The following is a 15,762-nucleotide window of genomic DNA, read 5'->3' on the forward strand; positions in this document are numbered from 1 at the left end:
ACAGGGTGTCGAAGTGGAGTGGACCAAGATCCTGCCTCCCGGCCGGACCATCCCCCTGCCGACCTACGCCTTCCAACACCAACGCTTCTGGGTGTCACCGCCTCCCATCCGGACCGACGCCGCGGCTGCCGTACCCGACCAGGGCCGGGCCGGTGCGGAATTCTGGGACGTGGTGGATCGGGGCGATGTGCAGGCCCTGGTCGCCGATCTGGGGGTGGACGCGGAGACTCCGTTGCGGGAGTTGGTGCCGGCATTGTCGGAATGGCGGCGGCGTCGTGACCAGGACGCGATGACGGATCAGTGGCGTTACCGGGTCGTTTGGCGTGCTCTGCGTCCCACTCGGGCCGCGGCGACGCAGGGACGGTGGTTGGTGGTCGTCCCCAGCGGTGTGGCAGCGGCCCAGGAGATCGCAGGCCAGGTCGCCGACGTGCTGGCCACCGTCGAGGGCCCTGCCCGAATCCTGGACCTGGACGCCGCGGCCCCGGACCGAACAGCCTGGACGGCACTGCTGGCGACGCACACCGACAACGACACCACCGGCATCGTCTCCCTGCTCGCCATGGCCCACGACGACGGCAGCGGCGTAGGCGTGTGGGCCACGATGGTGCTGGCACAGGCCGTGCTGGACTCCGGCCGGGCATGGCGGCTGTGGGCGCTGACTCAGGGTGCGGTCGGCACCGGCGCCGGTGACCCGGTGCAGAACCCGGTGCAGGCGCAGACCTGGGGCGCCGGCCGGGTGATCGCGCTGGAGCACCCCGGCCTGTGGGGCGGACTGATCGACCTGCCCAGCACGGCGACGGGCGAGGTCATACGGCGCGACCTGGCAGCCCTGATCGTCGGCAGGAGCGACGAGGACGGAGACGGTGAGGACCGCGGCGGAGGTGCGGCGGGCGGACGTGCGGAACGCGAGGACCAGATCGCGCTGCGGCACGAGGGAACGTACGGGCGTCGCCTGGTGCGGGCCCCCTCGAGCGGGAAGCCCGACGCCTGGCGCCCCTCGGGGCCGGTCCTGATCACCGGCGGCACCGGTGGACTGGGCGCGCATGTCGCACGCTGGATGGCGACCCATGGCGCCGAGCACCTGGTGCTGGTAAGCCGCCGCGGGCAGGACGCCCCCGGCGCCGCGCACCTGCACGCCGAGCTCGAGCGACTGGGCGCCCGGGTGACCATCGCTGCCTGCGACATCGCCGACCGCACGGCGCTGGCCACGCTCCTGAACAAACTCCGCACGGACGGCGACGCCATCCGCACCGTCGTCCACACCGCCGGAGTGGTCTCCTACCACCAGGTCAAAGACCTGGACGCGGCCGAGGTGTCGCGGGTGATCACCGCGAAGGTCATGGGGGCGGTCCTGCTCGACGAACTGCTGGGCGACACGTCTCTCGACGCCTTTGTGCTCTTCTCCTCCAACGCCGGCGTGTGGGGGAGCGGTAGCCAGGCACATTATGCAGCAGCGAATGCGTTCCTCGACGGCTTCGCGGAGTGGCGTCGAGCCCGTGGAAAGCCCGGCACATCCCTTGCGTGGGGAGCTTGGGCGGGAGCCGGAATGGTCATAGAGACGGGTTCCGGTGAACTACTCCAGCGACAGGGTGTGCTCGCGATGGATCCCGCCCTCGCCGTTGCCGCTCTGGTTCGTGCGCTGGAGGACGACGAGCGGTTCCTTGCCGTGGCCGACATCGACTGGGACGCTTTCGCCCCGACGTTCACCGCCCATCGGCGGAGCCCTCTCATCAGCGAGATCGAAGAAGTACGCGAAGCACTGGACGTGCCCGTGGTGGCCGAGGCACCTGGAAAGAGCGTGACCGAGCTCGACCAGCGCTTGCTGTCATCGGATGTGAATGAGCTCTTCGACGTGGTGCTGGGGCTGGTGCGCGAGGGCGTGGCCGCGGTGCTGGGGTTTGAATCGGCCGATGCGGCGGAGGCCAAGCGGGACTTTCGGGAGTTGGGCTTCGACTCTTTGACGGCGGTGCAGCTACGGAACCGGCTGAACACGGTGACAGGGCTGCGACTTTCGGTGACGGTGGTGTTCGACCATCCGAATTCTGAAGCGCTGGCGCGGTTTGTGTGTGATGCACTCTCTGCCAAGACGGCCAGAGAGTGACCGAGAGCTGACGGCAGCCCACGCACCATCACTTCCCTGTCCGCTTCATTTCTCTGTCCCACTTGACCTCGGTGCGTGGCGGCGGGCCGCGGCCGTGCGGCGGGCGGAGACTTCCTTACGTCGTCCCGTGCGAGGCTGTCGTTCGGTGTAGGCCGCTTTGGCGTCAGCCTCGATATCGGCGGATTCGGCGGATTCAGTAGATTCGGCAGATTCTGCCGCCGCGTCGGTCGTCTCGCGAACACGGTCGGTTGCCTTTCCGGCCACGTCTGCCACGCTGTCACGGCCGGCCTCCCCTACCCCTTCAACGGTTTCTCCGGCTCCCGAACCGACTTTCTCGACGCCGTCGCCTGCTGCGCCTCCGACTTTCTCGGCGGCCTCGCCTGCCCCGCCGCCGGCGTTTTCCACGGCGTCGCCTGCTGCGCCTCCGACTTTCTCGGCGGCCTCGCCTGCCCCGCCGCCGACGTTTTCCACGGCGTCGCCTGCTGCGCCTCCGACTTTCTCGGCGGCCTCGCCTGCCCCGCCGCCGACGTTTTCCACGGCGTCGCCTGCTCCGCCCCCGACTTTCTCGACGGCGTTGCCGGCCCCGCCCCCGACCTTCTCGACGGCGTCGCCCGCCCCGCCCCCGACCTTCTCCACGGCCTCGCCGGCCCCGCCCCCGACCTTGTCCACCGCGCTGCTCGTCCCGCGGCCGAGTTCGCTCACGGCCTCGCCGGCGCCGGCTCCGGCGGCCTCCACGGCCGAGCCGACGGGCCGGGTGATCTGCTCCAGGATCTGCGGATTGCGGTTGATCGTGTCCAGTACACCGCGGAGGATCTCGGCCACGTTGTCGAGGCGGACCCGGAGGAGTGCTTCCGCCTCGACGCCCTTGATGTCGAGCTTGGTGCGGCCCAGCACCGCATCCACGCCGACACTGAGTTTGAGCAGGTCCAGCACTTCGGCCTGGAGTGATACACGGGCCCGCAGGTCGTCGATTTCGAGATCGATCTCATCGACCTTGAGGACCGGAACGTTCAGGTACACATCCGGGTCGTCACGCGATGCGACTGTCCCTTGCTGCACGGCCCTTCCCGGCTCGTCGGCCTGTGAGGGTGTCGTACGCTCCATCGGCTCACCGCTGGTCTCCGCGTCGTCGCTCATGTCGGACCCCTTGAACATCGACTGCTGGACCCCCTGAACGCGACATCGAGCCCCCGTCGTTCCGCATGGGAGGAACGCGTGGCGTATGCCGGCGCCGTCATTCCTTCTCTTTCTCGCCCTTACCCTTGCCTTTCCCGCCCTTCCGCTTACCGCCGCCGCCTTCCTTCTCGCCGCCTTCTTCCTCCCTGCCTTCTTCCTCCCCGCCTTCCTTCGCCTCGCCCTCTTCGTCGGCCATGGCGTCCTCGTGGGTCCGCACGACCTCGCCCCCGCGGATCTCCCCGCGCCATCCCTCGGCTTCTTCGTCGGCGAAGGTGACAAACCGCTGGAAATGCTTGAGGTCCAGTCGAACCCGCCTGCCCTGGGCTCGCCACACATTTCCGGTCTTCTCCATCACTCCGGACGGGTAGTACACCATCACGAGCACGATCCGGGTGAGCGTGGGAGTGATCTCGTGGAAGCTGACCGCGCCCTGTGTGGTGCCCATTGCACCTTCCGAGGTCCACACGATCCGGTCGTCCGGCAATTGTTCCTGGACCGTGGCTTTCCACTGCCGGGTGGACGGGCCGACCTTGACGGTCCACTCGCTGGTCGCGTCGTCTCCGCGCTCGGCCTCCTGCACGCCCTTGGTGAATCCGCTGAACGTCTCGAATTCCGTCCAGTGATCGTAGGCGGTACGCAACGGCACCCCGACGTCGATCATCTCGATGATATTCGTGGCCTTGGTGTCACCCGATTGGTCGCCCGTAGCCGATCCGTCACCACCGGGAAGTACTTCTTTCGCCTTGTCCGTGATCGCGCTCTTGGCGGCCTCGGCCTTCTCGGAGACCTTTTCGGCGGCGACGGCCTTCAGCGGGTTCTCCCCGTGCAGAATGCGAGAGCCGATTTTCGGTATGGCCCCGCCGCCTCCGTCCCCGCCCCCGTCTTCCTCGGCGAGCCGTGCGGTCGCGTCGCTCAGCCTGGTTCCGGCTTTGCGGGCCGCGCGTTGCATCTGGGCACCGAGATACCGGCCGATCTCCTTTCTCAGGATCTTCACCGGAGTCGGTTCGCCCCCTGCGTTGTTTCGACCAGTCACCATCACGGGTCACCTCTCCGTCACGGGCCGCAGGGCGGAATTCTCGGTGGGCTGTGTGAACGTCGCTCCGACCAGGGGATTCGTAGGAAACGGTTTGCTGCCTTGAGTGACGCAAACGGCGAGGGCGACGCCGGCACGCGCCACTGCGGACGCTGCCTCGCCCCCCACCCAAGCTTCGCCGCCTTCGAGGCGGAGCGCATCCGGAGCCCGACGACCAGCCCGGCACCTGCGTCCCAGCGCCGGCGTCACCCGCCCTCACCTGGCGCTCACCGTGCGCGTGTACCCGCGAGCGGGCTACGAAGAGTCACGGGATGCTGACGTCTCGCCGTTGCCGTTGCCGTTGCCGTTGCCGTTGCCGTTGCCGTTGCCGTTGCCGTCCCGGCCGGTTCCGGGCCCGGGTCCGGAACCGCCGGGCGGCGGCCGGAGCAGGCTCAGGAGCACGGAGCCGGCCAGGACCACGACGATGATGGTCAGGCTGAGCAGCGACGGGACTTCGGGAATGTCGCTGTCGATCGTCTTGTGCGCGGCTTGCAGGATCAGTTTCACGGCGATGAAGGCGAGGACGGCGGCCAGGCCCTTGCTCAGGTAGTGGAAGCGGTCCAGCAGGCCGGCCAGCATGAAGTACAGCGCGCGCAGGCCGAGGATGGCGAAGGCGTTGCTGCTGTAGACGATGAACGCATCGCTGCTGACCGCCAGCACCGCGGGCACGCTGTCCACGGCGAAGACCAGATCGGCCGCCTCGATCGCCGCGACCACCGCGCACAGGGGGGTGGCCACCCATCTGCCGTCCTCCCTGATCAGGAGCTTCCCTCCGGCGTAGTCGTCCCGGACCGGGACGACCTTGCGCAGGGCACGGACGGTGAGGCTGCGCCCGGGGTCGAAGGTGTCCTGCTCGCCCCGAAGGATCTTGTACGTGCTGTAGAGCAGGACGGCGGCGAACAGGAACAGCACGGCGGAGAACCGGCTGACCACGGCCACGCCGAGCGCCAGGAACACACCGCGGAAGACCAGCGCGCCGATGACCCCGAGAAACAGCACACGATGCTGATGGGCGCGGGGCACGGCGAAGTACCTGAAGATCAGGGCGAAGACGAACAGGTTGTCGACGGACAGGCTCTTCTCCAGCAGCCACGCGGTGGTGTACTCGCTGCCGGCCGTGGTGCCGAGGGTGACGAAGACCAGCACGGCGAAGACCAGGGCCAGACCGACCCACACGCCGCTCCACACCGCGGCTTCCCGGAAGCCGATGACATGGGCGTGGCGGTGCACCACCAGGTCCACGGCCAGCGACCCGACGACGGCCACGGCGAATGCCGCCCACAGCCAGAGGGGGACGTCGAGCACGCGGAGACCTCCCGCGGGACGGGCAGGGTGAGGAGCATGTCGCTACCGAGCAGACTGTGGCACCCTGCCGCCCCCGGCCCGCCCATCCGGCCCGCTTCGACGGCATCAATCGCCCGGGTGGCCGGCCGCGTGGTCCACGTGTCACCCCACTGGACTCACCCGGAGGGCGGAATGCGGATATCGGGAGGAGTGCACGGCCCCGGGCACCCCGCCGTCGTACCGGTCTCAGGGTGGCGACGGCGGTGGCTGCGGTGGCTTCGGGTGCTTCGGGGCGGAGTATCCGGTCAGGACAGAGCACCGACCGGGGCGCCGTGCGTCACGCCGGCTCGTTCTCCGGCAACTCCTCGTCGAGGTGCTGGGACTCCGGCATGACGGACAGACCGTTGATGAGCATCGTGAGTGCGGTCTGCAACTCGTCGCCGAGCGCGGGGGACGCGCTGTCGTCGCTGCGCTGCGTCCAGCGGTAGAGCGCACCGAAGTAGATGTCACGCAGGATGTGCCCCAGCTGGCGGGCGCTCACCCCGTCGGCGATGCTTCCCTCTTCCTGGCCGGCCTTGATGATGCCGGTGAAGATCTCCGCGACGTAGGGGGTTTCCGTCAGCGGGCGCCCGGTCTTGACCCACGCACTGAGCAGGGGCAGGGCAACGTCGCGCTCGTTCTCGTTGATCTGGGTGAGGATGGCCAGACACCGTCGCAGCTGGCACACCGCATCGTCGCCCCACGAGGGGTCGGGCTGGGCCAACGCCGTTTCGAGGGTGTGGCGTCGTTCCTCACCCCAGGCGCTGATCAGGTCTTCCTTGTGCTGGAAGTAGTTGAAGAAAGTGCCGCGCGCGACGTCCGCGTGCTCGGCGATCTCGTCGATCGACGTGCTGTCATAGCCCTGTAAGGCGAACAGCGTGAGAGCGCTGCTGTACAGGCGCTCCCGTGTCCGCTGCTTGTTACGCTCGCGACGGCTCGGCGGCTTCGCCGTCTCCGGCAGGAGTGGTTGCACGAAGTCTCCTGGTATGCATTTCTCAGCGGACATGGAACATCTGCGCCAGCGTACATGTATGACCTGTGGTGGAAGTTGCAGCTTCCGGACAGGGCGGCACCCCGCGCCAAGGCGCCACCCGGGGAGCCACGTTCAGGACGCCCGGGGCCCCGGACCGGTGCTGTCCGCACCCAGGCTCCGTTCGATGGCCGCCAGGCTCTCGTCGCCCAGCAGCCGCCCGGCGGTGATCTCGATTCCGCAGTCACGGCGCAGCTGTTGCGCCAGCTGGACGGCCATCAGGGAGTCCATCCCGAGTTCCCGCAGGCGCCGTTGGCCGTCCAGGTGCGCGGCGTCCATGCCGAAGAGTGCCGCCGCCCGGTCGCGCAGGTCGCCCTGGCCGGGCTGCCGGGCCGCCTGCCCCACCCGCTCGTCCGGATGGTCATCCGCAGTGCGCTGCTGGGGGATGCGGGGGGCGGGCGCCGCAGAGGGCGCCTCGGCTCCGGTGCCACGTGCCGGTCCGAGGGCGGACGGCACCGCGTACCGGGCGGCCGATCGCGCCCACTGGGCGACCTGTTCGACACCCCGGGACGCCTGCGCCAGCCAGCGGGTACCGGACAGTGCGGTGGTGCGACGGGCCTGGCCGGGGGTGAGCGGCAGACGGATCAGACGGATACCGGAGAACCTGGCGAGCACCCGGCCGGCCCGGCTGACCACCGTGACATCGGCACGGGCGGCGTCCAGCCCCGAAGTCTCGGTGAAGGTACAGATGCTCCAGAACTCGTCGGTCAGTTCGGCGTGGAGTTCCATGCCGGAGAAGCCGACGGGCACATAGACGTGGTCGAACGTGCCCCTGCCGATGGGGCGCGCCGCCAGCAGCGGCTGCAACGCGGTCTCCCAGGCCGCAGGGAGCGGCACCTTCGGTGCGCGCAGCCTGGCCACCGCCTCGCCGTCGCGCCGCCAGAGCTGCTCCAGCGCGTCGAACTCCGCACCGATCTCGATGCCCTGCTGCCCGGCCAGCGCCCGGAACGCCGACGCCGAGAGGTACTCGTGGCAGCGTTCGAGCGCATCGTCCGGCGATACGGCGGTTTCCAGGGCGGCTGCGACGTCGATCTGCTCCAACCGTGCGGTCATGCACGTCATCCGTTCACCGGTGGGTTCCTTGCGTGCGGTCACGGTGGCCGCGCGGCTGCCCTGGGCGTCGGCGTCGTACACCGCGATGTGCAGCGTCAGGTCCTCTCCGTCGCCGATGTCCATGACGTGGTCGCCGAGCACGGCGTCACGCACGACGAACGTGCCGCCCGGTTCGAGGGCGCCGGCAGCCTGGAGCAGCGCGGCCGCGTACACGGCCGGCGGGATCGGTGCGACGCCCCGAAGGCGGACCCCCTCGCCCCATTCGGGCCAGCCAAGGCGGGCCAGCGGCACCTCGCTGACCTGGGCCGGCAGGGCACCGGAGCCGGCCGGTACGGTGCGGCGGTGCCGGAAGACGCCGGTGTCCCACGGATAGGCGGGCAGCGGTACGGGCCGGTGCCCGCCCCGGTACCAGCGATCCCAGTCCACGGACCCGCCGGCGGCGAACAACCGTCCGGTCATGTACACCAGTTCGTGTGCCTCGTTGCAGTGCCGGCGGAGCGAGGGCACGGCCGTACTGCTTGCCGGTGCGTCGCCGTCCGCCCTGGCACCCAGGATCTCCTCGATCGCCGCCAGGAGCACCGGATGGGGGCTGATCTCGACGAACACGCTGCCTTCCGCCCGGGCCAGGGCGTCCACGGTACCGGCGAACAGCACCGGCCGGCGGAGGTTCTCGGCCCAGTACGACGCGGTGAGTTCCCGGCCGGTCACCGTCGCACCGAGCACGGTGGAGACCATCGGGGTCGAGGTGTCCCCGGGACGCACGTGGGCCAGCTCGGCGAGCAGGTCGTCGCGGAGTTCGTCCATGAACGGCGAGTGCGAGGCGACGTTCACCTTCACCGGGCGGCACAGCACGCCACGCCGGTGCAGCTCGTCCGCGATCCCGGCCAGGACCTCCCGGTCACCCGCGAGCACCGTGGCCGTCGGCGCGTTCTCCGCCGCGACGCAGACGGCACCGTCATGAGCGGCGACGATGCGCCGCGCCTCGGCACCGGAGAGCTCCGTGGACAGCATGGCGCCGCGGCCGGCGGTGCGCTGCATCAGCCGGGTGCGGCGGCAGATGACCGCCGCCGCGTCGGCAAGGGAGAGCCCGCCCGCCGCGTGAGCGGCCGCCACCTCTCCCATGCTGTGCCCGACACAGAGCGCAGGATCCACCCCGCGCTCGCGCCAGGCGGCGACCAGGGCGACCTCCATGGCCCACAGGGCCGGCTGCACCCGTGCCACATCGGTGGGGAACTCCCCTTCCGCCGTGTGCAGGAACGTCACGACCGACCAGCCGAGTTCGGCGGCCAGCACCGCGTCGCAGTCGTCCAGCGCGGCGCGGAAGGCGGGTGAGGCGGCGTACAGCCCGCGCCCCATGCCGACCCACTGCGAGCCCTGTCCGGGGAAGACGAAGACGGTACGCCGTGGACCGTCGAATCCGGCGTGGCCGATGCCGCCCGCGGTGACGGGCCGGTCGGCGGCCAGTGCGCGCAACGTCGCCGCCAGGTCATCGTGGTCCGTACCGACGGCCCACAGCCGGTAGGGATGCGCCTCCCGGCGCAGCGCGGCGGTGGCACAGACATCCCGCAGGTCGGCCGAGCGGCCCGCGCCACCGGGCGAGAGGTGCGCGGCGCAGGCGGCGGCCAGCCGCAGCAGCGCCGGGCGTGACCGGGCGCTGAGCACCAGCAGATGGGGCCCGCCCCTGGTGGCCCCGGCGGCGACGGAGGCTTCGTCGGCGGTCAGGGTTCCCTGCGTCCCGTGCGCCTGGGTGGTCTCGTCGGAGCCCGGCGCTGCGGCGGCGTGCGCGCCGACCGGTGAAACCTCCGGGGCGTAGGCACCCACCACCACGTGCGCGTTCGTTCCGGACAGGCCGAAGGAGCTGACGCCGATGAGGGCACGCGCTCCGCCGGGCGCCAGAGGCCGGTTGTCGCGCACGACCTCGACGGGCAACGTCCCGTCGGCCAGCAGCGCATGGGGCTCCACCTGGTGCAGCGAGGCGGGGATGACCCCGTGCCGGGCGATGAGGATCGACTTGATCAGGCCGGCGACTCCGGCGGCGGCCTCGGCGTGACCGATGTTGGTCTTCACCGACCCGGTCGGCAGCGGCCGGTCGGGACCGCGCTCGGCGCCGACGGCGTCGGCCAGGGCGCGCAGCTCCACGTGGTCGCCGACGGGCGTGCCCGTCCCGTGCGCCTCCACGTAGTCGAGTTGCCCCGGGGTGATGCCGGCGCTCGCGCAGGCGTCCTCGAGCATCCGGACCTGGCCGTCGACCGAGGGTTTCAGGAGCAGGCCGCTGGCCCGCCCGTCGTTGCCGACCGTACTGCCCAGCAGCAGCGCGAGCACGTCGTTGCCCGCGCTCAGGGCGTCCGAAAGACGTTGCAGGACGACGACGCCGACGCCTTCGCTGCGGACGAAACCGTCGCCGTCGGCGGCGCCGAAACGGCATCGGCCACGCGGGGAGAGCATGGCGCCCTGCGAGTAGGCGATGGCGTCGTCGGGGGAGAGGATGACGTTCACGCCGCCGGCGACGGCGAGGTCGGTCTCCCCGCACAACAGGCTCTGTCGCGCGGTGTGCACCGCGACCAGCGACGACGAGCAGGCGGTGTCGATGACCAGGCTCGGGCCGCGCAGGTCGAACGCGTACGACACGCGTCCCGCGGTCACCGCGCGCAGCCGGCTGCCGGCGACGGAACGCACGTCGCGCTCCTCGAACGGCGGTCCGGTCTCCCCGTACTCGGCGGTGGCCTGGCCGATGAAGACCCCTGTCCGGCTGCCGGCGAGCCGGGACGGCACGATGTGGGCCGCCTCGAACGCCTCCCATACGACGTGCAGGAGGAGCCGTTGTTGGGGGTCCATGCCGCGGGCCTCGACGGGGGAGATGCCGAAGAACGCGGCGTCGAACCGGAACACGTCATCGAGGAAGCCGCCGTGCCGCGACGCCGTCCGGCCGGGGGTGCCGGGCGTCGGCGCGTAGTGCGGTGCGATGTCGAACCGGTCCATGGGGACGTCGGTGATCGCGTCCGTGCCGGCCAGCAGCGCCTCCCAGAACTCCGCCACACCCGCGGCACCCGGAAACCGGCACCCCATCCCCACCACGGCGATCGCGTCATCCGTGTCCACAGCTCTGCACCTCTCGTTCGCCCCCTGTCGTGTGCCGCTCAAAATTAAATCCGGGGTCACATTCGGCTCCTCAAGAAAGGCTCCCTCTTAGTTCCGCATTTCTAAATATTTATCACCGGCAAGTCAAATTCTGGCAAATGAGCCTAGCGGTTGATCGCCCGTGGGAGGCGAAAGGGAGCGGAATGCGGTGATCCGTTCTGCGGAGTGTGTCCCGGTCAGTGTCTGATTTGCATCTTGAGTACTCCTGGCACTTCTGACTAATCTTGAATCACGATTCATGAATAAACGGAAGTTCATCGATACGAGCTGGAGCGCTCGGCCATGGGGGATGTGACCGTATGGGTGCCAAGGTTGTCCGTGTCGTCATCGCAGGCGGGCATACCCTGCTCCGCAGCACCTTGTGCACACTTCTCGCCCATGAGGACGACCTGACCGTTGTCGGCCAACCCTCCGACAGCGACACCGCGGTGGAACTCGTCCGCCGCTCCCGTCCCGACGTCGTCCTGCTCGACCTGGAGAAGGCGGACCCCGAGGCGGTGCGGACCGTGGCGCGATTACGCGCAGCAGGGCCGCGCACCCGGGTCATCGTGATGACCCGGCGCACCGACACCGCCTTCCTCACGGCGCTGGCGAGAGCCGGGGCCCACCAGTACGTCCTGCGGGCGACCACCTACGGTGCGCTGATCGGCGCGGTGCGGGGCGACGTGCACGACGGCACGCCCGCCCCCGGGTTGCTCGACGTCCTGACCCCCCGCGAGGCCGAGATCATGGGCTTCGTCGCGCAGGCGCTGAGCAACCGGCAGATCAGCCGCAGGCTCGCCATCACCGAGGACACCGTCAAGCGCCACCTCCACAACGCCTTCAAGAAGCTCGACGTCGGATCGCGTCTCCAGGCGGTGAACCGACTCTACGGCGGGATGACACGAGCGGTCACAGGAGAGGCCCCCGGCCGTGGCGGCCGCGGGCAGCATGTGTACACGCCGGGCTACGTGCCGCGGGCCCGCCACCCGCTCAACGCCCCGGCCGGCACCGGGCACTCGTCGGCCGGCCGCTGACCACGGCCGCGACACGGCGAAGCTCGCCCGGCACGCAGAGCCGGGCGAGCTTCGTCGTCGATGAACGGAGGCCCACGGGGTGGAGTGAGGGCCTTCGGGATGAATGCGCGGGATGCATGCTTGGGACGGCGGCTGGGGCAGGCGGAAGGCCTATCGCGTGACCGGCATGATCGCCGCGGGGTAGCGTTCGCCGGTCACCGCCTCCGCGCGGAAGGCGTGCTCCAGCAGGGACAGCTCGTCCCCGGCCAGTTCCAGCCCTGCGGCCGCCACGTTCTGGTGCAGGTAGGACAGCCGGCGGGTGCCGGGAACGGGCACGATGTCCTCGCCCTGCGCGAGGACCCACGCCAGCGCCACCTGCCCGGCCGGCACGCCGTGGTCGGCGGCGATCTTCTCCAACGTGGCCAACAGCGGCAGGTTGGCCTCCAGACCGCCGTCCGCGAACCGCGGATTGCGCCGGCGGAAGTCGGTGCTGTCCAGCGCGCTGACGCTGCGCACCGTGCCGGTCAGGAAGCCGCGGCCCAGCGGCGAGTAAGCGACCAGCGAGATGCCCAGGTCACGGCAGGCGGCCAGCACGCCGTCGTCGATCACGTTCCGGGTCCACAGGGAGAACTCGCTCTGGACCGCGGCGATCGGATGGACCGCGTGGGCGCGCCGCACGTTCTCCGCGCTCGTCTCGCTCAGCCCGATGTGGCGTACCTTCCCCTCCTGCACCAGTCCGGCCAGCGCGCCGACGGTGTCCTCGACGGGAGTCGCCGCGTCGAGCCGGTGCACGTAGTAGAGGTCGATCGTCTCCACCCCGAGGCGGCGCAGCGACGCCTCGCAGGCCCTGCGCGCGTAGGCCGGGCTGCTGTCGTTCCACCGGCGCCCTTCGGCCCGCCGGATGCCGAACTTGGTGGCGAGCACGGCCGCGTCCCTGCGGCCGCGCAGCGCCCGGCCGACCAGTTCCTCGTTGCTGCCGCTGCCGTACATGTCCGCGGTGTCGAGATGCGTGACCCCGGCGTCGAGCGCCGCGTGGATCACCTCGATCGACCGGGCGTCGTCGGCCGCTCCGTAGAACTCACCGCTCATTCCCATACAGCCGAGACCGATCGGGCCGACCAGCGGACCGCCGGACCCGAGCCGGCGCTCGGGACCGGTGAGCCGGACACGGGAGGGGGTGTGGGATGTCATGGATGAACTGTCCTTCGTCGTGGTTCGCCGGTGAGGGTCGGGCGCGGTGGGAACCGGGGGCGGCCAGGAGGGGCGCCGCCCCCGGTTGCCTTCGGACTCACTCGTCTAGCGTGCGGTGGTGGTGAACTCCTGGAAGCTCGGCTCCCGCAGCTTGAGCTGGGCGTGGATGTCGCCCCCCAGGCCGTGGAAGCCGATGGCGCCGCCGTAGTTCTGCTGGTAGCTCATCCAGAGCAGGACCACGCTCACGATGCGCCGGGGGCCGGGCGCCCCGGGCGCCGGGAAGGGGTTGGGCAGGGTCGCCCGGTAGTGGCCCTTGCCGGCGGCGTCGGCGAAGAAGACGTTGGGGATGCCGAGCGGTCCGGGCCGGAACGGTCCCGCCGGTGCGGGCGCCAGGTCGTTCTCGCGCAGCGACATCACCGTGTACATGCTGTCGGGGATGAGACCGGAGAACTCGAAGCGGAACTCCGCGTCGTGCCCCCCGTGCACCGTCGCCACCTCCATCCAGCCCTGCGCCTGCACCCACTGCCCGAGCGTGACGGGCTCGGTGACCCGTCTGCCGTCCTCCTCGCGCAGATCGGGGATCGGCACCTCGTGGAAGGGGTAGCTGGGACGCTGCGTCGAGTGCGCCTGCGGGCACTGCTCGGGCGCGAACAACATCGGGTAGTTGTTGCAGGGCAGCGGCAGGGGCAACGTGTACAGGACCATGTCCTGGTCCGCAGGGGAGAGCACGTCCGGCAGGTCGCGGACGATCCGGAACGGCGCGTTCTGACCGTGCGGGGGCAACTCGCTGTCGGGTGCGACGATCGCCGAACCCCACTCGGAGCGCACCGAACCGTCCGGGCCCGGCCGGTTGACCCGGCCGATGACGACGAAGTCGCCGTCCTCGTTCATGACCTCGCTGGGCGGATAGGTCGGCCCCTGCGTGGTCAGGCTGAGTTCGTAGGTCCTGGTCGGCATCGGCTCAGGCCTCGATCCTGGCGTAGGTCTTCAGGTACAGGCCGGCGTCACCGCCCTGCGGGATGATGTACTTCTGGCGCACCTCCGCGAGGATCGCGTCGTAGGCCGGCGTCTCGTAGACGCCGTTGTGCCGGGCCGGGTCCACCGAGAAGCCGGCCACGAACAGCACACCGGGCTCCGAGCTGAGCAGCGAGTGGTAGGCGAGGAACACCTCGGACTCGTCGGCCTCGCGTACCACCTCGAAGATCGTGCGGTCCCGCCAGGCCCGGTACTCGCTGATCACCGGCGGCTTGACCTCCACCCGCCGGAGCTGGACGTAGGGGGTGTCCGGCAGCGCGCTCGCGCACCCCTTGGGAGCCTCCACGAACGAGTACAGGTGCCGGCGGAAGTCACCCGCCAGGAGGGGCGACAGGGCGTCCCACAGCTCCCGTGCGTCGTCCTGGAGTCCGGCGATGTCGTCGTCGCCGGTCAGCGGCCGGAGCTCGAGCAGCGTGCGGTCATCGATCGAGCGGTACAGCGCCCGGCCGTCCTGGTGCCTGGCGTGCACCTCCTGCCAGTTCTTGACGGCGCTGTCGGCCTCGGATTCCCGAACCGGGACTTCGGTGACGAGGAGGAGGGTTGCGGACATGGCGATATCACTCCCGAGTGGTGGAGGGGGATGGGACGGTGGGTGTGCCCGGCCGGTCAGGCGGGCTCGGGGAGGCGCACGGGCGAGCGCGGTGACACGTCGAAGCGGTCGACGCGGATCTGCTGCCACACCCCGCCGGTGCGGAACGGGTCCTCGGCGAAGTGCCGCTCGACGGTCTCCCGGTCCGGTGCCGCGACGACGATGAGGCTGCCGACCACCTCACCGGTGGCGTCCGCGGTCAGCGGGCCGTACAGCAGCGGCCGCGGCCGGCCGTCCCGAAGCCACCGTGAGTGGTGCGGCCTGAGCTTCTTGCGGAGCGCTGCTGAGCCCGGTGCGTCCAGGCAGTGGACGGCCCACACCGGCAGGCTCATGACGCGACCCCGGCGACGGGTGCCGTGGCGTCCGTGAGGGCGCTGCGAATGGCCCGCCGGGCCGCCATGGCCTCCTGCTTCGCCGCCACGGCCGCCGGGATGACGCGTACGTCGGCCTCGAACTCGGCGGCGACACGGTCGTCCTGCCGCACCCGCAGCGCGCAGTCGATGCTCGAGCCGATCGGGGACACCTCCTGCCCCAGCAGGCGGAACTCGATCGTGGCCGGCAGCGGGAAGACGAAGCTGTGGAACGTCGAGCGCACCGAGCCGATCACGAAACGGGTCGGTTCCGTGCCGTGGGCCAGGAACTGCTCGATGACGACCGTCCAGGTCTGGCGTGCCGCCTCCAGCAGCGTGATGGCCGGAATGTGCTGGCCCGTCAGATGGTCCTCCAGCACTTCGACGCGCTCGTCGAGCAGCAGCGGGGCGGCGTAGGCGTCGGGGCCGGACTCGTGCACCATTCCGATGAGGACATTCTTGTCCTCGAGTTTGTGGGTGAGGGTGCGCTCCACCGGCAGCGGCACCGCGGCGCCGGTGCGGTCGCGCAGTTCGCGCAGTTGGTCCGCGGTGAGACCCTGGCCGAGCACGAGCGGCTGGGCGGGCGGAGCGTCTCCCGAGCGCAGCGCACCGAGCAGTTCGGACACCGGTACCGTTCCGGCGTTGCCGATGAACTCCTTGAAACGATCACCCACCACGACCCGTGCATGGTATTCCTGCGGCATTTCAG

General features: G+C 70.3%; 12 protein-coding genes. 2 read left to right on the forward strand and 10 right to left on the reverse strand.

Annotated features, from left to right (window positions below; genetic code table 11):
- Positions 1 to 2,101, forward strand: a 2,101-nt coding sequence (locus NQO67_RS39525) for an SDR family NAD(P)-dependent oxidoreductase (RefSeq protein WP_255955359.1), incomplete at its 5' end; no start/stop codon positions are given.
- Between the two features lie 45 nt (positions 2,102 to 2,146).
- On the opposite strand, the gene NQO67_RS39530 is transcribed toward NQO67_RS39525, so the two are convergent.
- The 5 genes from NQO67_RS39530 to NQO67_RS39550 form a co-directional block, all read right to left on the reverse strand.
- Positions 2,147 to 3,238, reverse strand: a complete 1,092-nt coding sequence (locus tag NQO67_RS39530) for a TrbL/VirB6 family protein (protein WP_374119279.1) — start codon at positions 3,236 to 3,238, stop codon at positions 2,147 to 2,149.
- 97 nt (positions 3,239 to 3,335) lie between these two features.
- Entirely contained in the window at positions 3,336 to 4,313 is a 978-nt protein-coding gene (locus NQO67_RS39535; protein WP_255955360.1) for an SRPBCC family protein, read from the reverse strand.
- A 291-nt stretch (positions 4,314 to 4,604) separates the two neighbouring features.
- Entirely contained in the window at positions 4,605 to 5,654 is a 1,050-nt protein-coding gene (locus NQO67_RS39540) for a TerC family protein (protein ID WP_255955361.1), read from the reverse strand.
- 316 nt (positions 5,655 to 5,970) lie between these two features.
- The gene (locus NQO67_RS39545; RefSeq protein WP_255955363.1) at positions 5,971 to 6,645 is read right to left on the reverse strand and encodes a TetR/AcrR family transcriptional regulator; all 675 of its coding nucleotides are present in this window, start codon (positions 6,643 to 6,645) and stop codon (positions 5,971 to 5,973) included.
- A 132-nt stretch (positions 6,646 to 6,777) separates the two neighbouring features.
- Positions 6,778 to 10,854, reverse strand: coding sequence for a type I polyketide synthase (locus tag NQO67_RS39550; RefSeq protein WP_255955364.1), 4,077 nt, complete (start codon positions 10,852 to 10,854; stop codon positions 6,778 to 6,780).
- A 338-nt stretch (positions 10,855 to 11,192) separates the two neighbouring features.
- Between NQO67_RS39550 and NQO67_RS39555 the strand changes: the two genes are divergently transcribed.
- Positions 11,193 to 11,909 (forward strand): LuxR C-terminal-related transcriptional regulator, encoded by a 717-nt coding sequence (locus NQO67_RS39555; protein WP_255955365.1) that lies wholly within the window; start codon positions 11,193 to 11,195, stop codon positions 11,907 to 11,909.
- Between the two features lie 150 nt (positions 11,910 to 12,059).
- Here NQO67_RS39555 and NQO67_RS39560 read toward each other — a convergent pair whose 3' ends face one another.
- The 5 genes from NQO67_RS39560 to NQO67_RS39580 form a co-directional block, all read right to left on the reverse strand.
- Positions 12,060 to 13,079, reverse strand: a complete 1,020-nt coding sequence (locus NQO67_RS39560; RefSeq protein WP_255955366.1) for an aldo/keto reductase — start codon at positions 13,077 to 13,079, stop codon at positions 12,060 to 12,062.
- Positions 13,080 to 13,184: 105 nt separating this feature from the next.
- A complete protein-coding gene (locus NQO67_RS39565; RefSeq protein WP_255955367.1) occupies positions 13,185 to 14,036 on the reverse strand; it encodes a hypothetical protein in 852 nt (283 codons plus the stop codon).
- 4 nt (positions 14,037 to 14,040) lie between these two features.
- Positions 14,041 to 14,664 carry a hypothetical protein gene (locus NQO67_RS39570; protein WP_255955368.1) on the reverse strand — a complete coding sequence of 208 codons (624 nt, stop codon included), beginning with the start codon at positions 14,662 to 14,664 and terminating at the stop codon, positions 14,041 to 14,043.
- A 56-nt stretch (positions 14,665 to 14,720) separates the two neighbouring features.
- Entirely contained in the window at positions 14,721 to 15,035 is a 315-nt protein-coding gene (locus NQO67_RS39575; protein ID WP_255955369.1) for a YciI family protein, read from the reverse strand.
- Complete coding sequence (locus NQO67_RS39580; protein WP_255955370.1) at positions 15,032 to 15,757, reverse strand: AfsA-related hotdog domain-containing protein; 726 nt, start codon at positions 15,755 to 15,757, stop codon at positions 15,032 to 15,034. The genes NQO67_RS39575 and NQO67_RS39580 overlap by 4 nt, the downstream gene beginning before the upstream one ends.
- Positions 15,758 to 15,762: the final 5 nt, after the last annotated feature.

The organism is Streptomyces odontomachi (assembly GCF_024435355.1).
GTDB lineage: Bacteria > Actinomycetota > Actinomycetes > Streptomycetales > Streptomycetaceae > Streptomyces > Streptomyces odontomachi.